Below are 23,777 nucleotides of genomic sequence, written 5' to 3'. Positions count from 1 at the left end.
AAAAAACTCCTATAATTTAGTTAATGTTATTTCAATATTAATCGAGTTTCAGCACAGCAAGGAAGGCCTTCTGTGGAACCTCCACATTACCAATCTGCTTCATGCGCTTCTTACCCTTCTTCTGCTTCTCCAGCAGCTTACGCTTACGGCTCACGTCACCACCATAACACTTGGCAGTAACATCCTTACGCACCTGCTTCACGGTCTCACGTGCCACAATCTTTGCACCGATAGCTGCCTGGATGGCAATATCAAACTGCTGACGTGGAATCAGGTCCTTCAACTTCTCGCACATTCTGCGTCCGAAGCTCACGGCATTGTCACGATGGGTCAAGGTGCTCAGCGCATCCACCGGTTCTCCATTCAGGAGGATATCGAGCTTCACCAGGTCAGAGTGACGGAATGAATCGATATGATAGTCGAACGAAGCATAACCCTTGGAAATACTCTTCAGCTTATCGTAGAAATCGATGACAATCTCGCCCAATGGCAACATGAAGTGCAACTCCACACGATTGCCGCTCACGTATTCCTGGTTAATCAATTCGCCACGCTTATCCAGACAGAGCTTCATGATCGGACCGATGTAATCGGCAGCAGTGATGATGGTAGCTCGGATGTATGGTTCCTCGATATGGTCAATCATGGTTGGGTCAGGCAATCCGGAAGGATTGTGGACCTCTTTCTCGCCTCCCTGCTTGTCGTATACCATATAGGATACGTTAGGCACGGTGGTGATGACATCCATGTTGAACTCACGGTCCAGACGTTCCTGCACAATCTCCATGTGGAGCAATCCGAGGAATCCGCAACGGAAACCGAAGCCCAATGCCACGGAACTCTCTGGCGAGAAGGTAAGCGAAGCATCATTGAGCTGCAGTTTCTCCAATGAGGCACGCAGATTCTCGTAATCGCTAGGATCGATAGGATAAACGCCGGCAAAGACCATCGGCTTCACTTCCTGGAAACCGGCAATCGCCTTGTCACAAGGACGGGCGATATGAGTGATGGTGTCACCCACCTTTACTTCGGTAGCATTCTTGATACCCGAGATGATATAACCTACCTCACCGGTACCCAATTCCTTGCGAGGAATCATGTCCATCTTCAGCACACCAATCTCATCAGCATCATATTCCATGCCGGTATTGAAGAACTTCACCTTGTCACCCTTGCTGATCACGCCGTTTTCTATCTTGAAATAAGCGATGATACCACGGAAAGAGTTGAACACAGAGTCGAAAATCAAAGCCTGCAATGGAGCCTTGTCATCGCCTGTAGGAGCAGGCACACGTTTTACAACCGCCTCCAACACCTCTTCAACGCCCTCACCGGTCTTACCGGAAGCGCGGAGGATATCCTCATGCTTGCAACCAATCAGGTCTACGATTTCGTCTTCCACCTCCTCCGGCATAGCCGAAGGCATATCTATCTTGTTGATGACCGGAATGATTTCCAGGTCATGCTCAATAGCCATATAGAGGTTAGAGATTGTCTGAGCCTGCACGCCCTGTGTGGCATCAACGACCAGGAGCGCTCCCTCGCAGGCAGCGATGGAACGTGAAACCTCATAAGAGAAGTCTACGTGTCCCGGAGTATCAATCAGATTGAGAATGTATGTATCACCATCCTTTGCCTTATACTCCATCTGTATGGCATGGCTCTTGATAGTAATACCACGCTCTCTCTCCAAGTCCATGTCATCAAGCATCTGTCCTTCAGTAATCTTGATGGTCTGAGTCTTCTCTAACAATCGGTCTGCCAAGGTACTTTTACCATGGTCTATATGTGCAATAATGCAGAAATTTCTTATCTTATTTATATTCTCCATATAATTTTCTCTCTTTAGAGTGCAAAGATAGTTATTTTTTTCGTATCTTTGCACAAAATATCAGAAATTATAGAGATTTTTAGGTAAAATATAGAAAAATCATGAAGAAAAAGTTGATTTACATCGCTGTTTTGGTCTCTTTATTAGCATCTTGCACCGAAAGTCTGGAAGAAAAGGCTGAAAGAGAAGCTAAGGAGTATACGGAGAAAAACTGTCCTACACCTTTCGTGAATGACAGCAGAACAGATAGTGCAACCTTTGATAAGAACACCAGGGTTTACACTTATTATGTCACCTTGCGCAACAAGGCAGACAACAAGCAGGTCATAGATGCCAACAAGGACAAACTGCATAAGCTCCAGAAAGATGCCCTTGACAACAATCCCGGCTTGCAGAAATACAAGGAGAAGCATTTCAGCTTCCGTTTCGTTTATCATTCGGCAAAGAATCCGAAGGAGGTTCTGCTGGATGATTTGTTCAAGTATTAGATAAGGCACAGATTACTAGTATTAGAAAAGGCACGGATTACAGATAAGGCACGGATTACACGGATTACACGGATTTATGGCGCTAATCAATAGAGCTCATTTATAATTCCGTGTAATCCGTGCCTAATATATATCCGTGCCTAAAACACTCTTAATATCCCATTTCCTGCAAGGCTGTAGCCAGCTGGTCTGGACAGCTTGTAGGCTTGTTGCCACAAGTGATGCCCTTCAATCGGGCAATGACTTCCTTGGCCTTCATGCCCTGAATCAAGGCACAGACGCCCTTGGTATTGCCATCGCAGCCGCCGATGAACTGGGCATCCTGCACTTTTCCATCTTTATCTATACTGATGCAGATGTATTTTGAGCAGGTACCATGAGTCTGATAAGTTACCTTCTGCAACTTTTCCTGATTTTCATTGTTAGAATTAATCATAATGTTTTCTCCTTATTTTAAAGCTTTTGCTCTTACAGGGCGCGTGCTGAAATAAACACAAAACCCAGGGCGGTGCCCTGGGCTATGTGCTTCTGCCCTTTACCTTTCCCTTCGGCCGGTGACCGTTGGTTCAGGGCGTGCCTGTAAAAAGTAGCGCCTATCAGGGCGTAATATTATTCTGCGTCTGCAGGAATTTCTGGCTTCATGTTGGTATAAACAGTCTGAACATCGTCAAACTCTTCCAACTTCTCAACCATCTTGTCGATAGTTTCACGCTCCTCAGGAGTTACATCCTTCAAATCGTTAGGGATGTAAGTGAACTCGGCACCAGTTACCTCGAAACCCTCAGCCTCCAGATGCTTCTGAATCTCGCCGAAGCTTGTAGGAGCACCGTAGATAGTGATTTCGTTGTTCTCCTCATCCTCATCAAACTCATCTTCTACGCCGTAGTCGATCAGGTCGAGAATCATCTCGTCCATATCCAGACCATCCTTCTTCTTGAATGTGAACACTGCCTTGTGGTCGAAGAGGAAAGACAAAGAACCTGTTGTACCCAGGTTACCGCTGAACTTGTTGAAGATAGAACGAACGTCAGCCACAGTACGGGTAGTGTTGTCTGTCAATGTATCAACGAAGACAGCAACTCCGTGAGGGCCATATCCCTCGTATGTTACCTCCTTGTAATCGCTGGTATCCTTGCCACAAGCGTTCTTGATGGCACGAACGATGTTATCCTTAGGCATGTTCTCACGCTTACAGTTAGCGATGATAGCACGCAATGTTGGGTTGTTCTCTGGCTCTGGACCGCCTGCCTTTACTGCAATAGCAATCTGCTTACCCAACTTAGTAAATGTCTTGGCCATGTGGCCCCATCTTTTCAGCTTTGTAGCTTTACGATATTCAAATGCTCTTCCCATTGGAATAAATTTTTAAATGTTTATCGTTTTTTGTTTATAATATTATCTCAGTTCTGCGTCAATCGCATTCTGCATTATCTCAGTTCTGCATTGAGCTTGCCTGTAAGGTTGGCAATGAGCTTCTTCATGATAGCATCAATCTGCTTGTCATTCAATGTCTTCTCCTCATCCTGCAGGATGAAGTTTACGGCATAGCTCTTCTTGCCCTCTGGCAGGTTCTTACCCTCATATACGTCGAAGAGTACCACACTCTTCAGGAGCTTCTTCTCGGTCTGACGGGCAATCTGCTCAATCTGTGCAAACTCTACGTTCTTGTCAACGAGCAGTGCAAGGTCGCGGCTCACAGATGGATACTTGCAGATATCTGTGTAAGTAAGGTTCACCTTCTTCACGGTCTTCACCAGGTTATCCCAGTGAACATCAGCATAGAATACATCCTGCTCAATGTCGAATGCCTTCTTCAGCTTGTTGCTCAGAATACCCATCTCTACCAATACCTTGCCGGCACGGGTCTCATAGCTTACGCCCTTTGAGAAGATGTTGTTGTCGCTGTGCTTGATAACCAGGTTGTTCTGTGGCATACCTACACGGCGTAGGATATTCTCTACAACAGCCTTCAACTCGTAGATGCTGCTCTGCTCATCTGCATGAGCCCAACTGCCCTCTACGCGCTTTCCGGTGATCAAGAGTGACATGTGAGCCTCCTGAGAGTAAGCCTTGATAGGACTCTCCTCGCTCCACTTCTCCTTATTATATAAATAGGTGTTACCCACCTCGAAGAACTTCAGGTTCTGGCTCTTGTGGTTGATGTTGCGGGCTACGCTCTCCAAACCGCCGAAGAGCATGGTCTGACGCATCACGCCGAGATCAGCACTCAATGGGTTCATCACCTTCACTACATTCTCCAAAGGATACTTGTTCAGCTCCAGGTCTGTATAGTAGCTGGTCTTGCTCAGAGAGTTGTTGAGAATCTCCATGAAGCCCTCGCCTACCAACTGCTCTGCCACGAGGTTCTGGCTGTGATAAGCCTTGTCCTCATCACCCTGAACAGTCAAAGAACTCTTCAGCTGGGTTGGAATCTCTACATTATTATATCCGTAGATACGGAGGATATCCTCTACCACGTCGCAAGGACGCTGGACATCCACGCGATAAGCAGGAACCAAAAGGTCGATGCCCTCAGCATCCTCCTTCACGATCTTCATCTCGAGAGATGTGGCGATATTCTTGATGGTCTCAGCACCAATCTCCTTACCGATAAGGCGATGCGCATACTCATAGTTCAGGCGAACTGGGAAATCCGGCATTGGCTCTGGATATACATCCTTGATCTGCATGGAAATCTTGCCGCCAGCCAACTGCTTGCAGAGGATAGCAGCCTGCTTCAATGCATAAATCTGTCCGTTTGGATCTACGCCACGCTCAAAACGGTAGCTGGCATCTGTGCTCAAACCATGACGGCGAGCGCTCTTGCGAATCCATGTCGGGTGGAAGTAAGCACTCTCCAGAACCACGCTCTTGGTGGTCTCGTAAGTACCGGAACCCTTACCGCCGAAGATACCGGCGATACACATTGGCTCCTCAGCATTGCAGATGCTCAGGTCGTGCTCACCCAGGGTGTGCTCCTCGCCATCAAGAGTGATGAACTTGGTACCCTCTGGCTGGGTGCGGACTACAATCTTATGACCGGTAACCATGTCGGCATCGAAGCAGTGCAATGGCTGACCATATGCCATCATGATGTAGTTGGTGATATCCACGATATTGTTGATTGGACGCAAGCCGATGATATTCAGCTTATCCTGCAACCACTTAGGGCTCTCCTTCACCTCGCAGTCGGTGATGCTTACGCAGGCATAGCGCTTGCAAGCCTCGGTGTTCTCAATCTCTACATCGATAGGAAGATCCTCGTTGTCTACTACGAACTCATCGCAAGATGGGCGATGCAGACTGGTTTCGTAGCCGTTCTGCTTCAACCAGGCATAGAGGTCGCGGGCCACACCCCAGTGGCCGAGTGCATCGGCACGGTTGGCAGTGATATCAATCTCGATGAGCCAGTCGCTCTCCAGGTGATAGTACTCGGCAGCAGGCTGACCAACAGGTGCATCCTCTGGGAGCACGATGATACCGTCGTGAGAAGTACCCACACCGATTTCATCCTCAGCGCAGATCATACCCAAGCTCTCTACACCGCGCAGCTTGCTCTTCTTGATGGTAAAACTCTGGTCGCCGTCGTAGAGCACGCAGCCCAGGTCGGCAACGATTACCTTCTGACCGGCAGCCACGTTAGGCGCACCGCAGACAATCTGCTGTGGCTCGCCCTTGCCCAGGTCAACGGTTGTTACGTGGAGGTGATCGCTGTTAGGATGCGCCTCGCATGTCAACACTTTACCTACATAGAGTCCCTTCAGTCCACCCTTGATAGACTGTACTTCTTCCAAAGCGTCCACTTCGAGTCCGCAAGAGGTCAGCACATCAGCTGTCTCCTGTGGTGTCAAGTCGAAATCGACGTATTCTTTAAGCCATTTATATGAAACGTTCATTATAATGATTTTTTATTTTATTTCCTTGATTCAAGCAAAGAGCCCGACCACCGGCATAGCCTTATCAGTCATAATAGCCCTAAAACTTTGCAAAAATACAAAAAAAAACGCATATAAGCAAAAAACATTCGCCATTTTTGCACAATTTAAAAGTAAAACTATGCAAAAATGGCGAATGCCTACTCAAACACCTCATCGATGCCGTCTACCTGCTCGAAATCATCCTGGTCAGATTTCGGCTTATAGCATGGATTATAACCGTCTGGTAAATCAAATTTTACGTCCGGTCTGATGCCCAGCGTCGGATCGGCATAAACCTTCTTCATGAATATCGCCCAGATAGGAAGCGCCATGGTGGCTCCCTGTCCCATACTCATCGAATCGAAGTGGATATCACGCTCTTCACCGCCTACCCAGCAGCCGCTGACCAGCTGCGGAGTGAATCCGATAAACCATCCGTCACTGTTATTGTTGGTGGTACCCGTCTTGGCACCAATCTGTCCTTCCAGGTTATAGCGGTAGCGCAGTCTTCCAGCCGTACCGCCATCCACTACTCCCATCAGCATGGTGAGCATCTTCATGGCGTTCTCCGCACCAATCACCTCGTTCATGCGTGGCTGGAAGGTGGCTAAGGTATTGCCCTCATTGTCCTCAATGCGGCTCACGAACATCGGAGACGTACGGATGCCGTGGTTGGCAAAGGCCGTATAGGCACTTACCATCTCGCTCACACTCACCTCACAAGGACCCAGACACAAGCTCATAGAGGCATGGATATCAGGACTGTTGATACCGAAATCGCGCAGCATCTGAACAAACTGCTGCGGATTCAGCTTACTCATCAGATAAGCACTGATCCAGTTGTTACTCTGCTGCAATCCCCACTTCAGCGTCACCATCTGTCCATAGCGCGAATGGTTGGCGTTACGTGGCGTCCAAGGCCTTCCGGCTACCATATAGGTATGCTGGCGGTTTGGAGCCAGATCGCATGGCGAGAAGCCGTTTTCCATCGCCAGACTGTAGAGGAAAGGCTTGATGGTAGAACCTACCTGTCGGCGTCCCAGACTCACCATGTCGTACATGAAGTGAGAATAGTCCAGTCCTCCCACGTATGCCTTCACGGCACCTGTCTTCGGATCCATACTCATGAATCCGCTGCGCAGGTAGGTCTTGTAATAGCGGATGGAATCCAATGGACTCATCAGCGTATCCACGTCACCATGATAGGTGAACACGGTCATATCTATCTTCTTGCGGAAGGCATCATGAATCTCCTGTTCAGAACATCCTGCTGCCTTCATCGTCTGATAGCGCTCGCTCTGCGTAATGCTGCGGTTCAGGATTACCTTGATCTGCTTAGGCGTCAGCTTGTCGCTGTATGGCGAACTTGGCTTGCGTGCAGTCTCCTTGCTGAAGATAGGCTGCAGATAGCGTGCCACGTGCTGATATACAGCCTCTTCGGCATATCGCTGCATGCGGCTGTCGATGGTAGTGAACACCTTCAGACCGTCACTGTATACATTGTATGGCGAACCGTCTTTCTTATAGTTCTTGTTGCACCATCCGTAGAGCGGATCGGTGTTCCACAGGATGGAATCGGTCACGAACTGCGCATAGTTCCAGGATGGATAATTGCCACGTTCCGGACGCTTTGCCATCATGTAATGGCGCAGGTATTCACGCAGATAAGTGGCAGTACCGTCCTTATGGTCTGTACGGTGGAAGTTCAGCGTCAGCGGGTCGGCAGCATACCGGCTATACTCACCCCGGCTGAGATAACCTGCCTTCACCATCTGAGCGAGCACCACATTGCGTCTGTCGCGTGCACGGTCCGGATAGCGTACCGGATTGAAGAGCGACGGGTTCTTGCACAGTCCTATCAGGGTAGCCGCCTCGCAGAGCGTCAGGTCCTTCGGCTCCTTATTAAAATAGGTATTAGCCGCCGTCTTGATACCCACGGCATTATGCAGGAAATCGAAGTAGTTGAGATAGAGGGCGATAATCTCCTGCTTGGTATAGTATCGCTCCAGCCTGATGGCAATCACCCACTCTATCGGTTTCTGCAGCAATCGCTCCAGCGTACTCCCTGCCTTCTCGGAATAGAGCTGCTTGGCAAGCTGCTGGGTAATGGTACTGCCACCGCCGGCATTGGTTTGTCCCAGGATTCCACGCTTGATGATGGCACGTCCCAGGGCACGGTAGTCGATACCCGAATGCTCATAGAAACGGGCATCCTCGGTAGCCACCAGCGCCTTTATTAAATAAGGTGACATCTTCTTGTAAGGTATCACGATACGGTTCTCCTTGTTCAGGTTCCATGTACCCAGCACCTTTCCGTCTGCCGAATACACCTGAGTGGCGAATCTGCTGATAGGATTCTGCAGGTCCTCGATGTCCGGCATGTAACCGATCCATCCGTTCCAGATGGCAAAGAAGGCCAGCATAGCCGACACGACAAAGGTGGCAAAAATGCCCCATAATGTATAGATAAAATGTTTTCTCATCTCTATTTCTTCATTTATTTTGTGCAAAATTACATAAAAGTTTTGACTTTTCGCACATAAATCGAAAATTATTTGTAACTTTGGGGGCGATTTTAGAACATTACAATCAAAAACAAATGGAAAAACATAATTTTGTAACGATTGCAGACCTCTCTAAAGAGAAGATTACCTATCTCTTGGAGATGGCACAGGAGTTTGAAAAGCATCCTAACAGGGAGCTGTTGAAGGGAAAGGTTGTAGCGACCCTTTTCTTCGAGCCTTCTACTCGTACACAGCTCAGTTTCCAAACAGCAGCCAATCGCCTTGGCGCTCGCGTCATCGGTTTCTCCGATGCCAAGACTTCCAGCACCACCAAGGGCGAAACGCTCAAAGACACCATCCTCATGGTAAGCAATTACGCTGACGTGATTGCCATGCGCCATTTCATCGAGGGTGCCGCACAGTATGCAAGCGAGGTGGCTCCTGTGCCTATCGTCAATGCAGGCGACGGTGCACACATGCATCCTTCACAGTGCCTGCTCGACCTCTACTCTATCTACAAGACCCAAGGTACCTTGGAGAACTTGAACATCTATCTCGTGGGTGACCTCAAGTATGGCCGCACCGTTCACTCACTTATCACTGCCATGCGCCATTTCAATCCTACCTTCCACTTCATCGCACCTAAGGAACTTGCTATGCCTGAGGAGTATAAACTCTACTGCAAGGAGCATAACATCAAGTACGTGGAGCATGAAGACTTCAACGAGGACGTGATTGCCGATGCCGACATTCTCTACATGACCCGTGTTCAGAAGGAGCGCTTTTCCGACCTCATGGAATATGAGCGCGTGAAGAACGTATACATCCTGAAGCGCGACATGCTCTGCAAGGCAAAGGAGAACATGAAGATCATGCACCCGCTGCCACGTGTGAACGAGATTGCATACGATGTGGATGATGATCCACATGCATACTATATCCAGCAGGCTCAGAACGGTCTCTATGCACGTGAGGCTATCTTCTGCCACTGCCTCGGCATCTCGCTTGAGGACGTAAAGAACGATAAGACCATTATTGAGTAATTGATAATTAATAATTAACAATTAATAATTATGGGAAACAATAAAAGTCAATTAGTGGTTGCGGCTATCGAGAACGGTACCGTAATCGACCATATACCAGCTGAAAAGACCTATCAGGTAGTGAATCTGCTCCAGTTGGAAAAGATGGACACTCCTGTTACTATCGGCTACAACCTGCCATCCAAGAAGATTGGCAAGAAGGGCATCATCAAGGTTGCCAACAAGTATTTCACCGACGAAGAAATCAACCGTCTCTCCGTGGTGGCTCCTAACATCGGACTGAGTATCATCAAGGACTACGAAATCGTAGAGAAGAAGACCGTAGAGACTCCGGATACGCTGAAGGGCATCGTGAAGTGCAACAACCCTAAGTGCATCACCAACAACGAGCCTATGCAGACCCTCTTCCACACCGTAGACAAGGTGCTCGGCATCGTGCGTTGCCACTACTGCGACAAGGAGCAGCAACTGGGCACAGTAGAGCTTTGCAAGTAATTTAAAGGCAATAAAATAACAAAAAGTAAGCAATATCACTCAAAATATTACGATTTATTTGGTAGTTTGAGAGATATTGCTTATTTTTGTACCCGATTTCATTAAACATCAACCATAAAAAGTAAAGAGAATGGTAAAAGATCAAGAGATTTTCGACTTAATCGAAAGAGAACATCAGCGTCAGCTGAAAGGTATGGAGCTGATTGCTTCTGAGAATTTCGTGAGTGACGAGGTGATGAACGCTATGGGTTCTTACCTTACTAACAAGTATGCAGAAGGTCTGCCAGGAAAGCGCTACTACGGTGGCTGCCAAGTGGTGGATATTGTTGAGAACCTGGCTATCGAACGCGTCAAGAAACTCTTTGGTGCTGAGTACGCTAATGTACAGCCTCACTCTGGCGCACAGGCTAACGCAGCTGTATTGCTCGCAGTATTGAAGCCTGGCGATACTTTTATGGGCCTGAACCTCGATCACGGTGGTCACCTTTCTCATGGTAGCCTCGTCAATACTTCCGGTATCCTCTACCACCCTATCGGTTACAACCTCAACAAGGAGACCGGTCGCGTGGACTACGACGAGATGGAGAAGCTGGCGCTGGAGAACAAGCCTAAGCTGATTATCGGTGGTGGTAGTGCCTACAGCCGTGAGTGGGATTATGCACGTATGCGCAAGATTGCCGACGAGGTAGGTGCGCTCCTCATGATTGATATGGCTCACCCTGCTGGTCTGATTGCAGCTGGTCTGCTGGACAACCCATTGAAGTATGCCCACATCGTTACTTCTACTACCCACAAGACTCTCCGTGGTCCTCGTGGCGGTATCATCCTCATGGGCAAGGATTTTGACAATCCATGGGGATTGACTACCAAGAAGGGCGAGGTCAAGAAGATGAGCATGATCTTGAATTCTGCCGTATTCCCTGGTCAGCAGGGCGGTCCTTTGGAGCACGTCATCGCTGCCAAGGCTGTTGCCTTCAACGAGAACCTGCAGCCTTCATGGAAGGAGTATGCTGCTCAGGTGAAGAAGAACGCAGCTGTTCTTGCTGATGACCTCATCGGCCGTGGATTCAGCATCGTGAGCGGTGGTACAGACAACCATTCCATGCTCGTTGACCTCCGAAGTAAATATCCAGACCTTACAGGTAAAGTAGCTGAGAATGCGCTCGTTGCAGCCGACATTACAGTCAACAAGAACATGGTTCCATTCGACAGTCGTTCTGCTTTCCAGACATCAGGTATCCGCCTTGGTACAGCAGCCATGACAACCCGTGGCGCCAAGGAAGACATGATGCACCTCATAGCTGAACTCATCGAGGAAGTGTTGAATACTCCTGAGGACAAGAAGGTGATCGCACGCGTTCGTGAGAAGGTGAATGAGACCATGAAGGACTATCCTTTGTTCGCATACTAAAAGATATTTACAAAATAAAGATGTTATTATTACAAACTGCGGGCTTACCGTCCGCAGTTTTTTGTTTCACTAAATAAATAATTAAGAAAAGAAAAGATTTATGAAAAAGATGAAAAGCCTACTGCTCATGGCACTTGCGTTGCTCCCTGCGAGCAAAACTTTAGCACAGACCAATGCCCAAGTCTTCTATGATTTCGGCAGTGACCGCAAGTTTGTTACCCTCACCCTCGAAATGTTCAAGCAGGACAAATGGGGTAACACTTATTTCTTTGTAGACCACGACTTCAACCTCGATCAGATGACAAACACTGATACAGGCAAGAAGTACGAGCACAACATGTCACAGGGTGGAACCTATACCGAGATCTCGCGCGCCCTCAACTTCTGGCAGAACACGAAGTTGAAGAATCTGAGCCTCCACGTAGAGTACAACGGCGGTATCTACAAGGACTACCCTATCAACAATGCCTGGCTCTTCGGTGTGGAGTATTTCATGCATGACAAGAGTTTCAAGAACACCTTGACGTTCCAGGCACTCTACAAGACTATCCGCAAGACCGACCAGAATGTGCCAATGCAGCTTACTGCTGTATGGGGATGCAAGGACATCTTTGGATTAAAGGGTTTGAACTTTAGCGGTTTCGCTGATTACTGGTGGGAGACCCACAGTTCGTTCAAGGACAAGGATGGCGACCTGAAGTTTGACAAGGACGGCAACGTAGCCTTCACTCCTGAGCACACCGTCTTCACCACAGAGCCACAGCTCTGGTACAACGTTGGCCAGCACTTCGGCTGCGAGAACCTCAGCGTAGGCAGCGAGGTAGAGATCAGCCACAACTTCGGCAGCAATGCCGGCTGGATGGTCCGTCCTTGCCTCGGTGTAAAATGGGACTTCTAACCGTTCTCTTTTGAACCTTTTCCGAGGGCGCTTCTGATGCTTTTCAAATGTTAAATACCGTAAATTCGGTATTCTTGTGAGAAGAAAAAAAGAAAACAAGAAAAAAAGAAAAGAAAAAAGCGACAAGAAGAAGTAGCAAGAAGAAAAGAGAAAAAAGAAAATAAATAAAAGAAAAAATAGAAAAAAATAAGAGGGTTTAGCCGAAGCCGAATTGCTCAAATTTTCGCAATTTGGCTTCGGCATTTTCCTCTTCCGTTTTTTATTTTGATTTTCAACAACTTACGTTATTTTCTTACCGTCAGTCCGTTATCCGAAATTCCTCCAACTCCGTCTTTCTTCTTGCTGTATTGACGGGTGACGCCACTCAGATTGATTCCGCCTACTCCTTCTGATGTTGCTTTGACAGACTGGCAATCAACCTTGGCTTTCACGCTTCCTACACCTTCGTTCAGGATATTCAGGCTGCCGCCCTTGAAGAATCCCAGGTTCACAGAGCCTACGCCCTCGTTGTCCACCTTCAGACTTCCCATGGAAACGTTCGTGATCTTCACAGAGCCTACGCCTTCATTATCAACCGTCATGTTATCTCCAGCCACGTCATCGATATTCACGGAGCCTACACCCTCGTTGGCTACAGTCACCTTGTTGGCAAGAATCTTTCCGATATAGACAGAGCCTACGCCTTCGTTATCAATGGCGAAACGGTCGCTGTTGATGGTCTTGGCATGGAAGCATCCCGTACCCTCCTGTGTCACCTTCAACAGGTCTGGACTGGTGATATAAATCTTCAGTCGCTTGTTTTCAGAGTTGCAGGACGCAGGCACGGTCAGTCTGCCGTTGTATCCGATAAGCACCTCGTCGTTGCGATACACCACCTTTAGTTTCTCCTTCATCTGCTGCAGGAACTTTGCGTCCTTGATGGCAGAGTAGTCCAGTCGGACATCGCATTTATCGCCATCATTCTGGGTATAATAGACGTCAGCCACAGCCTCCACATCAATCGCCTTAAAAGGCTTCTGGCGCAAGTCATCCTGCACGTAACTCAACTCTCCCTTCACGGTAGAACCCGTCGAATCAAAGCTGCAGGCAGTAAGCCCGGCAGCAGCCAAGAACATTGCGGCACCAGCTACCCTCAAACCAATACTTTTCATAATCCTTCTATTTTAAATTGTTCGTATTTCTGGCATTTAGACGAAAGAAAGGAGCAAAAGGTTGCAGGAAATTTCAAAAATAATTCCCCAGACTTCAAAAAAGCCCTAATTCAATTTTAAAGAAGCCTCTTTCCGGTTTCATTTAAGCCTTAAACGGAGTTGGTTTAAGGCTCATTTAACTGTTACGTTTGGCTTAAACAAACCTTACGTAAGCCTTATTCCAAATCTATTCTTTAAAAAATCCCGGAAAAAGCTTGCAGGTTTGGGAATAAAGCCGTATCTTTGCGATAGAGTTTTAGAACAGATTGGCGTAGAGCAACCATTATTATCGCTCACAGCCATACGAACAGCTATCCGTTTATTAAACTTTGCCAATATTAAACATCTTTAACAGAAAAATCTGCTTCGTTTGAAATAATTACACTATATTTGCACCGTCTAATTGATGGCTAAAGCCCGAAGAGCTAACTAGTTAACTCCTAAAAGTAAGCAAAAATAACTTTGCTAGGCAAATTTAGTAAAAGATTTTAGGCAAAATGATAAAGAATTTAAGCAAAATGATAAAGATTAATTGAACAAAAAGAATCATAAAGTAAGAAATTACAATTTAAACTTAAATAGATATGAAAGTATTCAATTCTAAACTTGCTGCTATAGGTTTGGCAGCATTCGTTTTCGCATCATGTAGCGACAGCTCTTCGGATCCTGCCACTCCAGAAGCACCGGCCCTCAAGCCTGCTGACATCACTACAATTATGCTCACATCACAGCAGATTGACAACAGCCGTGTTGTAAACTACAAGAACAGTACAGCTAAGGCTAGAAAGTTCTTCGGAACAAGAGCTAACGGTGTAACTAATTTCCCACAAGCAGGACAAGCTCCTACTGAGGAAAACACAAAGCAGCTCAACAACGCTGCCGACCTCACAAATAGCAACTATCTCATTGCCGGCAAGAAGACTCTTAATTTTGCAGGCAAGACCATTGACGGTGCTACTATCTTCATCCACAGTGGTTCTACTTTAGAGTATGATGAGACTACAAGCATGACTAACACTACCATCGTATTGCAGAATAGCGCAACACTGAAGTATACAGGTAATGGCGATATGATACCAGCTGGCAACACAGTTTATTGCACAAGTCCAAAGAATAATTTTGTTGCTACAGGAGAAGACATCAAAATCTACGGAAATTTCTACGCAGACTTCAGAGGTACCTCTACAACTGGTACGGATTTGTCAACTGGTCTTGGAGCCATTGCCGAAACTACAGCTGAAGAAAAGAAAAAGTCTATCACTCCTACACAGAAGATTACTTTCGGTCCTACAGCAGTAGCTCACATCATAGGTTCTATCCGTGCTACAGAGTTGAACATAGAGAAGGGTGCAAATATTTACACCACTGCTAATGTCTTTAATAATGGCACAGTCAACATCAAGGGTGACTTGGGCATCGAGGGTTTCCTGAAGGCTCAGAACCTCAACGTAGATGGTTATTTGGTTGCAGGTGCAAACTCTGCCATCAAGGTAGAAGGCACAATGAATGTAAATGGCGGTGCAAATATTTCTGCTAACTACATCAACGTTACAAACAACCCTAAGAATACTGATGGTTCACAGCAGAAAGACGAGAACGGCAAAACCATCCCTGGCAATGCAACTCTGAACTTGAATGGAAATTGCCACATTCTCTTAGGCAACAAGAATGTCATGAACGTCAATAACCTTGTAACAGACAACAGCAACCAGGGACAGGTTGAGTTGGCAGATGACAATGCTGTTGCAGTCATCAAGGCAGACAAGTTCGTCAACAACGGCGAGGACAGAATTCTCTCTTTCCTGACAAGCGGTCAAAACGCTTCATTCCTGTTCCAGTTCACCAAGAGTTTCAATGGCTCTACTGAGTTGAGTTCATTCGAGGGTCTTTCTATCCAGGCAACATACCTCGACTATGACAAGACAACTCAGAACAACTTGGTTGAATACAAGGATGAGAACAACAGAAACTATGGTTATGAATGGAAGGGTGATGCATCACTGTTAGTTGCTAGCCAGAAGCTCGACCTGATTGCTTCTTCAGAAGATCCTAAGGACGGTGAGTCTGCAACATGTATCCAGCCTGCTAACGGCAAACTCTATGTTTCATATCATACTTATGGCGACAAGGCAGTAGGTGGCAACATTGAAGTAGCTAGCTTGAGCGGCAACAAATTGACCCTTGAAGACAGTAAGGCTGCAGCAAACTGCGACTACAACCACTTGATTGTTAACGGCAGTAAGCTCTATCTCGCAGGAAGCAACCAAAAGAAAGATGCAAGCAACAGCGATGCAGAAACAGGTGCTATCATGGGTATTGTTGAGTTGAATGGAAGTAACTTAGGTACTAATTTGAAAGCCTACTCTATTGACAAAGCAACCAAGGGTTACGATGCCAACTGCGTAGCTACATTCGGAGAAGATCATGTTTTGGCTACAACCAACGGATTCTTTGTATTTGACAAGGACAATAGCTATACTAACCCTGTTAAAGAAACTGTTGGTAAGCACGTTGTTACATCAGGTAACAAGCTCTATGCTTTGGAAGAGAAAGGTAATTTGACAGTATACAATGACGCCCAAATGACTGATGGTACAACATACGCTGTTGGCGAAGTTTATCCTAAGGGAACCAAGGCTGTTGTTGCAGTAGATACAAACGGTGACATCTACGTCTGCAAGGGTGACAATGGTGTAGCTAAGGTTTCTTCTGATGGTTCTGTAAATCAGACCTACTACAAGTGCCCTACCTTCTCTAGCTCTGCTACTCATGTAGGTCAGGTGAAGGGTCGTGCCAACGGTATCGCAGTTGATGCCAACTACGTATATTTGGCATGCGGTAGCTATGGTCTCGTTGTTCTTGACAAGGATAAAGGTATCGAAATCTGCCACCGCAAGGCTCCTAACGGTAAGTCAGCCAACTATGTAGCAGTTGATGGCGAGAATATCTATGTAGCATACGGTCAGAGCCGTATCCAGGTATTCAAGCTGACAGCTAAATAAAATAATAAGACACTCTTGTTCTCCCCCACTCTCACGATGGAGTGAGGGAGAGCAAACCTTATTCACAGCTTAACTAGCAAATCAAAAAAGCCAGCTAAAGCTAACTTTAAGGTTATCCGCTAAATATCAATCAATAAATAACATTTAAAAGAAAGCTAAAATGAAAGCATTAAATATCAAACTTGCAACATTCAGCTTTGCAGCATTGCTTCTCGCATCTTGTAGTGATAGCAATAGCGATGGTACTACAAATGTGCCTATCGCCAGCATGAATTCCAAGATTATAGGAAGCGACTTGATGCAAAACACGAATGCCCAGGAATTGGCTAGCCGTGTTTTTAATTACAAGAGCAAAATTGCAACTAAGTCTAGAACTATAGATGAAAGCAACTCATCATATTTTACAAATATTCTCAGCATGCCAGAGGCACCAGCTTCGATTCCTGCTGATGCCAAGAATCTGAAAGACTATACGGGTTGGGATTTACCTGCAGGAACATATTATGTACCAGCAGGCGAAACAGTAGAATGCAACCATCCATACTCTGGCGTGACACTCTATGTGGCAGGAACATTCATCCAGAACGGAATGAATGCCGATGAGAAAACCAAGATATATATCTTGAAAGGAGGAAAATGGAAGACAAACAACCAAGAATTACTCAACGGCAACGCTACTGTTTACAATTATGGAACGCTGGAGGCTACAAATAACCAATTCACCATTAAAGGTACATACTTAACTGATAGCGACTTAAACTTCCCTGGAGATAAGTTAAACATTGAAGGTAGTTGCTATGTTGGAGGTAATCTTACAGCTAAGGAGCTGACGAATAGCGGCATGTGTCTTAATGTAAAAGGAAATTGTAACTTGGGAAATAGTAAGTTTATCTTAAATGGTAGCACATGGAATGGTCCCAAAGGTATCATGAATGTGGATGGAACATTCACCTGCGGTTCTTTAGAACTCAACTCAGATGCTAAACTATATAGCAGTTGCGCAACCAAAGTTGCAGGAACTGTAAATGTTAATAGTGGATCTGAACTCCATATATCCTATTTGAAGGCAGGAGATATCATTCAGAGTTCAGGCTGCAAGTTTATTCTGAAAGACCAAAGTCTGATTGAATGTAACACATATACAGACAACAACGCAAGTGATGACTGGAACATAAACAATAATGTTTCAAATGCCGGTTCACTCATTGAAGGCGACAACGCAGTAGCTGTCATCAAAGCCAAGAAATTTGCTTTCAATACAGGAGCTCCAACAGAGAATGGAACAATGAAATTTGACTGTTTCATGTTCAGAACTCCATCAGCAACATCGAAGATTGTTCTTGACGGTAAATTCTATCAGCAGGATTTAACAACGGAAATCATTCCGTTCTTCCCAGGAACTCATATTTACAGAATTGACCAGACTGACAATATCTCTGATGTAATCATCAGCAAGACAGAGTGTAATGGACAGACAGGCTGGAACCCAGGAAAAGATCCTGATCCAGAACCAGATCCAACCCCTACTCCAACTCCAAAACCATCACCTATTGTACCAATCAGCGTGATTGAGCCTGATCATACACATGATATTTCTGCAACATGTGTTCAGCCTTTCGAAGGAAAGATGTATATGTCATATCATACTCGTGGTGACGGACATGGTTCTTGTTTGGAAGTTTTCGACCCAGTTGATGCTAACAACGAAGTGAAACTGCTTCAGTACATTTACGACAGTGAAGGTATGTTAGACTGGAACCACTTGATGATATACAATGCAAATAATGCAAAACAAGTATACGCAGTTGGTAGTCACTACAAGAAAGCCGGTGCATTAGGCTACATTGATATCACAAGTAGTGGATTGCTAAATGCAGATCCAAAAACTATCGTAACTGAAGAAGGAGAAAAGAAGGAAATCAAACCGCTGAATATTCTTCCTCTGAATGCAAAAGAAAAGGGAACAGATGAAAACTGCATCGTATACGACAGCAACTCTAACCGTTTTATCGTTGCAACAACAAAGGGATACACAACATACGATCCTGCAACATTAAATGAAATTGAGACTGTAGAAAAACCTGGTAAAGCAAAGCATGTTGCTATTGGAGACGGTAAGGTTGTTACATTGGTATTCACAGAACAAGCACAATACAATCCATCCAAGGACCCTGCAGAAGCAGCCAAGGAATGGATTAATGCTCAGATAGAAGTGAGAGACATATCGGCAAGTATGAAATCTACACCGGATGTTACAATCACAACACCTGCCATTTTACCTCACTACGGTAAAAATACTATCGCTGTGAAGAACGGTAAGATTTATGCTTGCCTCGGTGCTGCAGGTCTCTACTGCTACGACCTGAATACAGGAGCTGAACTCGGACACTACCAGATGCCAAATCCTATCATCAAGGATAGCAAGCAGGGTAAGAACGGTTCCTATAAGGCTTATGCTAACGGTTGCTTCGTTGGTGACGACGGCAAGGTATACATTGCATATGGTTCATACGGTGTCGTTGTTCTCAAAGCTGGTACTCTTGAATCAGGAAGTCCTGAAACCATTGCTCATAGAGAAGAAGGCAAGTCTGCCAACTATATCACTGTTTACAATGGTTACATCTATGTAGCATACGGACAGAAGAGATTGCAAGTTTATCAACTCGTAGAAAATTAATCTTAAAAGCTAGCATAAAAAACTAGCATACAGATTGATATAGATATTTTAATAAACTAAGAACATAGTGAATGCAGCTGCAACAGCTTGCAGCTGCATTCATCGTGTTTAAATAAGAAAAAAGATGAAGCGTAAATTTATACTATATACAACAACGGTTCTTCTGACGATGATCGGAGGACAGCAAGGATGGGCACAAACTCAAGGCAAAAAACAGCAGAAGAGTTTCAGCCCTAAAATGCTCGTCTACGAAAATCTGAAGAACGAAAACGTATTGAGACACTTCAACCAACGCTTTGCACAACTCGACACACTCATCAATAACCCAATCTGGGTGAAATCACCAGTCATCGAACTGGGACTCAACAAACAACATACTGCTGACATTAAAACCACTGACTCATTATACTGGGCTAAAACTGCATACGAACAGTTGGCTATCAACAGACATAACGGACTGGAAGTAACCGGTCAGATATACGCCAGACCAGACGCATACTTCGATGCCGACAACGACGATGCAGAACAGGTCTCCAAGTACAAAGCCAAAGTACAGGCCGAACTGGGATGGAACATCATCAACAGCAAGTTCTACCAGGGAAAGGAAAAGAGAAACAAAGTGGCCCTAGCTAACGAACTCTCACGTCTACAAGACAAAAAGAGACAGACTGCAGACATCTATGAAAAGGCAGCAGATGAGCTGACCGAACAATATAACTTCTATATCGGTACCGTCATAGCACACAAGCTGGACAACCTCGACATCATGAACGAGGCTTACCAGTATATGCTGGAGAAAGACCGAATAAGCAACGACAAGATGCTCAAGGTGATGAACGACAAGCTGGAGGCGGAATACGACATCTCCATCCTCTGCTCCGACAGAGACATCACCAACAAACCGATTTACCGCATCAAGCCTACCCGCGTGGTGGTAGACACCACAGCCCTCTGGGAACACGTAGACAAGGAAAGCCTGGATGCAAGAATCGTAATGACAAAGCTGGAGATAGCCAACAACGAAAGCAAGCTGAACAACTATCTCAGCACTACCCGACTCACCCCATTCGCCAGATGGTCAACCTACTGGCAGAGCAACGACAAGTTCTCGCACAATGGTGATGTAGGAATCAGATTCACCGTGCCAATCTACAACGAAAACCCAAGAAAGAGAAAGGCACTGGAGACACAGAAAGAGATTATCATGAACAGCAGAAGCACCGACGTGAAGGAAATCAGACAGTCGGTAAAAATCCTGCTGAAAAAGATAGAAAACCTCAACCAGGCTATAGCCACTGAGGCTTACCACATACAGCAGACAGGAAAATACATCGACATGCGACGGTTCGCATATAAAAACCAGAAAAACGGGTACAACTACCTGATGAGAATGGAAGAATATACCGGACTCCTGGAAAGCATGGAAAGAATGTACAAGCTGATGTTGAACCGCGGACTCGCCATCATCAATATAGAGAAGGCAGTAAGCATCTATAACAACAACAATATATTCAACGAGATCGAACTATGAATGAGTTTCAATATGACAGCACGCCACAGGAACAGGCGATGGCCGACTTGCTGAAATCGCAAAGCCACCGCTTGGCTAGACAGCAGATTATATTCGCGCTGATCTTCCTCCTCATCATCGTACTGACAGCATACTATATCGTTACCCGAATGATCTGGGCCATCTATGACGGATATGTAACACTCGATGAAAACCATATCTGTGCGGTTGACGACATCTACATTCTGAAGGTAAACAAGGAGGTGGGAGAAATAGTACACAAAGGTGATACGCTCTACTCTTACGTACTGCTGGGAAATATCGTAACCCAATACGACCCCAACATCATTCCGTCGGCGGTAAAGGAAACCCACGATATGGAGGTACAGGCAAAACTGGCTAGAGAAGAGATTCCGGTACTGCGCACCCGACTGGCTGAACTGAAGAAACAGAAAGCTTCGGAAAGCTCGGACATCTACTACGGACTGACCAACAATACCAAGCGCAACCAGCTGGATGCTGAGATTGCCGAGGTGGAGGAAGAAATAAGAAAGCAGATGAACAAGGTGACCATCTACTCACAAGCCAAGAACACCACCTATAACTTCATGAGCAGAAGAGGTGCAGGCATGGCGGGTGCTGACATGCCATACTCCAGCAATTCCAGCATCTACAACCACGGTCTGATACACTACTGCTGTGCGCCTGCCGATGCCTACGTCACAAAGGTGAACGTGAGCGACAAGACACTGGTGTTCAAGAGCGATGAAGTGCTCACCATCCAGCATACCGACTATGCAGCATGCCACCTGGGCATCATCACATACGTGCCTAGTGAGAAAATCAAGTATATGGAAAGTCCTGACGATGCTGACGTCATCGTGAACAAGGACCTGGTACTGAAGGCTAAGCTGCAGATGGTGGGTCTGAGAGTGGAGGAAATTCCAAAGCACCTGCAGAGCAACTTCTCGCACGATGCAAATGCCGTAGTGGCAGTATTCACCTTCAAACCCAACCAGCAAGTGCCGGCTTGGGTGATGAGCAACAAACTGCCGGTGAGAATCAGGGTGAACAAGATCAGTGCGATGTTAGACCCTAAGCCACTGCCGATGTATACCATCCCAGTGGAGAAGAATCAAAATGTGATGAGAAGTTCAAAGCTCGTCACACCTGACCAAAACAAAGACAACGTGAAGAAATGATTGGACTAAGAAGAAACAAAAGAGGAGACATGGTGCTGACCATCGATACCTACATCGATATCGACTCAACACCAGATATCCAGTCTGACTACTTCGACTGCATATACATCAATACGACGAGTGAACGTGCGTTCCATGCAATCCTGTTTGGAGCCAGTCCTATCCTATCGTATAAATGTAGCTATAAGCCGTTATTCGTCAATACGGCGGTATCGGGAAAGGAACAGATCACTGACTATATCGTAGACGCATACGTCAGCGACATGAGCAATGAGAAAGTTTACGAGATTATCGACCGAATCAAGATGGCAAAAAAGAAGTACGGCATCAAGCAGGAAACTGCAAGACCTACACAGCCGAACCAGCTCTTTGCCAACATTCTGCGATATCTCCTATCACGCGACCAGAGAATCATGGGACACCGACTTCTGGAGAAATCATCGCTGGGATACATCAACCCTATTTTTGAGCACTATCACAGTATGGGTCTGTTCCATCTCAACGAGATGTTCATGTTCAAGGATACAATGGTGGAATATGGTGTACTCAAGATGCACCGCTTCCTCATCAAGGAACACCTCTGCCCGAAGTGCAACCACTCGCACCTGTTGTATACAGAGTGCTGCCCGAAGTGTGGAAGTTCCAACCTGAAGATTCAGAACATCATCCACCACTTCAGCTGCGCCAACGTCTCACCGGAGAATACGTACAACGTAGGCGGTGTGCTGATCTGTCCGAAATGTCATAAGAAACTGCGCCACATCGGTGTAGACTATGACCGACCTGCAGTGGTATATACCTGCAACGACTGTGAGAACTCGTTCACAACGCCACTGACCAAGGCTACCTGCTGCTACTGCGAGAGTACCTTCCCGGTGAATGCACTGGTGCCACGAGACGTAGAAGACTATGAGATAACAGAGGAAGGTGTGCGCGCCCTGACACAGGACAGCCTCATATTCAACAACATGACCAACCTCTATGACAACTTCATGGATTATCAGCTGCTGGTAAACCGCCTGCGCCGACTCCTGATAGAGACCTTCCGCAAGGAACAGGTATCAGTACTGGTAGGAAAGATATGGATACTGAATGCCGAACAGGACACGGTGAAGATTAAGGACAGTCTGCAAGCCAGCTTCTGCCGCCTCTTCTCCAACCACAAGGTGTCGTACAACAACAACATCTTCTACATCACGTATTCCGTATTCAGCGACATTACCGTAGAGGATGCACAGCATGAACTGAGCAAGCAGATGTCAAAGGCTATCAGAAAGGTGGCCGACAAAATAGAACCGGACGAGCTGATATGCTGCGTTCTCGATACCAAGACCAAGGAGGTGACCGGCAACTACGAGGAATTCTTCAACAAGATGAACTACGTAGAGCTGACTCCAGACGACTACTGCGGTTATTCGGAGGAAAAAATGACCGAAGAAGAAAACAAGACCACAGAGACCCCACTGGAAATAAAGCCTAAGGAAGATGAGAGCGACAAGATCATGAAGCGCGTCAAGCTATACAAGCAGCTGGTAGCCGTGCTGATTACCATTGCCGGTATACTGATACTGCTAGCCGTGCTGGCGCTCACGATATTGAGATAAGAAAC

Annotated in this window: 16 protein-coding genes; 10 read left to right on the top strand and 6 right to left on the bottom strand. The window is 46.2% G+C overall.

Annotation, left to right across the window (positions count from 1 at the left end):
- Nucleotides 1–37: 37 nt before the first annotated feature.
- A complete protein-coding gene (gene lepA, locus ACQRBJ_RS02530) occupies nt 38–1,831 on the bottom strand; it encodes a translation elongation factor 4 (protein ID WP_294967992.1) in 1,794 nt (597 codons plus the stop codon).
- 101 nt (nt 1,832–1,932) lie between these two features.
- Here lepA and ACQRBJ_RS02525 point away from each other — a divergent pair, with 101 nt between their 5' ends.
- On the top strand, nt 1,933–2,319 hold the full coding sequence (locus ACQRBJ_RS02525) for a hypothetical protein (protein ID WP_217760106.1): 387 nt from the start codon (nt 1,933–1,935) through the stop codon (nt 2,317–2,319).
- 151 nt (nt 2,320–2,470) lie between these two features.
- On the opposite strand, the gene ACQRBJ_RS02520 is transcribed toward ACQRBJ_RS02525, so the two are convergent.
- The 4 genes from ACQRBJ_RS02520 to ACQRBJ_RS02505 all read right to left on the bottom strand — a co-directional run bounded on the left by ACQRBJ_RS02520 (nt 2,471) and on the right by ACQRBJ_RS02505 (nt 8,719).
- Entirely contained in the window at nt 2,471–2,755 is a 285-nt protein-coding gene (locus ACQRBJ_RS02520) for a TIGR03905 family TSCPD domain-containing protein (protein ID WP_295346881.1), read from the bottom strand.
- A gap of 173 nt (nt 2,756–2,928) precedes the next feature.
- Complete coding sequence (locus ACQRBJ_RS02515) at nt 2,929–3,672, bottom strand: YebC/PmpR family DNA-binding transcriptional regulator (RefSeq protein WP_235390180.1); 744 nt, start codon at nt 3,670–3,672, stop codon at nt 2,929–2,931.
- Nucleotides 3,673–3,746: 74 nt separating this feature from the next.
- The gene (pheT, locus tag ACQRBJ_RS02510; protein ID WP_441936146.1) at nt 3,747–6,215 is read right to left on the bottom strand and encodes a phenylalanine--tRNA ligase subunit beta; all 2,469 of its coding nucleotides are present in this window, start codon (nt 6,213–6,215) and stop codon (nt 3,747–3,749) included.
- Nucleotides 6,216–6,394: 179 nt separating this feature from the next.
- Nucleotides 6,395–8,719: a transglycosylase domain-containing protein gene (locus tag ACQRBJ_RS02505; protein WP_445302782.1), complete on the bottom strand. Its 2,325-nt coding sequence runs from the start codon at nt 8,717–8,719 to the stop codon at nt 6,395–6,397.
- A gap of 116 nt (nt 8,720–8,835) precedes the next feature.
- Here ACQRBJ_RS02505 and pyrB point away from each other — a divergent pair, with 116 nt between their 5' ends.
- From pyrB to ACQRBJ_RS02485, 4 genes are all read left to right on the top strand, one after another.
- A complete protein-coding gene (gene pyrB, locus ACQRBJ_RS02500) occupies nt 8,836–9,783 on the top strand; it encodes an aspartate carbamoyltransferase (RefSeq protein ID WP_153122139.1) in 948 nt (315 codons plus the stop codon).
- A gap of 30 nt (nt 9,784–9,813) precedes the next feature.
- Entirely contained in the window at nt 9,814–10,278 is a 465-nt protein-coding gene (gene pyrI / locus ACQRBJ_RS02495; RefSeq protein ID WP_295346884.1) for an aspartate carbamoyltransferase regulatory subunit, read from the top strand.
- A gap of 130 nt (nt 10,279–10,408) precedes the next feature.
- On the top strand, nt 10,409–11,689 hold the full coding sequence (gene glyA, locus ACQRBJ_RS02490; RefSeq protein WP_445302781.1) for a serine hydroxymethyltransferase: 1,281 nt from the start codon (nt 10,409–10,411) through the stop codon (nt 11,687–11,689).
- A gap of 100 nt (nt 11,690–11,789) precedes the next feature.
- Nucleotides 11,790–12,587 (top strand): DUF5020 family protein, encoded by a 798-nt coding sequence (locus tag ACQRBJ_RS02485; protein ID WP_294967980.1) that lies wholly within the window; start codon nt 11,790–11,792, stop codon nt 12,585–12,587.
- A 284-nt stretch (nt 12,588–12,871) separates the two neighbouring features.
- Here the strand turns inward: ACQRBJ_RS02485 and ACQRBJ_RS02480 are convergent, their stop codons facing one another.
- A complete protein-coding gene (locus tag ACQRBJ_RS02480) occupies nt 12,872–13,738 on the bottom strand; it encodes a GIN domain-containing protein (RefSeq protein WP_445302780.1) in 867 nt (288 codons plus the stop codon).
- Between the two features lie 623 nt (nt 13,739–14,361).
- Here ACQRBJ_RS02480 and ACQRBJ_RS02475 point away from each other — a divergent pair.
- The 5 genes from ACQRBJ_RS02475 (at nt 14,362) to ACQRBJ_RS02455 (ending at nt 23,772) form a co-directional block, all read left to right on the top strand.
- Nucleotides 14,362–16,779 carry a hypothetical protein gene (locus ACQRBJ_RS02475; protein WP_445302779.1) on the top strand — a complete coding sequence of 806 codons (2,418 nt, stop codon included), beginning with the start codon at nt 14,362–14,364 and terminating at the stop codon, nt 16,777–16,779.
- 160 nt (nt 16,780–16,939) lie between these two features.
- A complete protein-coding gene (locus tag ACQRBJ_RS02470) occupies nt 16,940–19,456 on the top strand; it encodes a hypothetical protein (protein WP_445302778.1) in 2,517 nt (838 codons plus the stop codon).
- Between the two features lie 124 nt (nt 19,457–19,580).
- The gene (locus ACQRBJ_RS02465; RefSeq protein WP_445302777.1) at nt 19,581–20,987 is read left to right on the top strand and encodes a TolC family protein; all 1,407 of its coding nucleotides are present in this window, start codon (nt 19,581–19,583) and stop codon (nt 20,985–20,987) included.
- Complete coding sequence (locus ACQRBJ_RS02460) at nt 20,984–22,168, top strand: multidrug transporter (protein ID WP_441936133.1); 1,185 nt, start codon at nt 20,984–20,986, stop codon at nt 22,166–22,168. Before ACQRBJ_RS02465 ends, ACQRBJ_RS02460 begins: the two co-directional genes overlap by 4 nt.
- Nucleotides 22,165–23,772 carry a hypothetical protein gene (locus ACQRBJ_RS02455; protein ID WP_445302776.1) on the top strand — a complete coding sequence of 536 codons (1,608 nt, stop codon included), beginning with the start codon at nt 22,165–22,167 and terminating at the stop codon, nt 23,770–23,772. The genes ACQRBJ_RS02460 and ACQRBJ_RS02455 overlap by 4 nt, the downstream gene beginning before the upstream one ends.
- Nucleotides 23,773–23,777: the final 5 nt, after the last annotated feature.

The sequence above is a fragment of the Prevotella sp. SGI.167 genome, assembly GCF_050313615.1.
GTDB lineage: Bacteria > Bacteroidota > Bacteroidia > Bacteroidales > Bacteroidaceae > Prevotella.
This window is presented reverse-complemented; position numbering and strand designations above follow the sequence as displayed.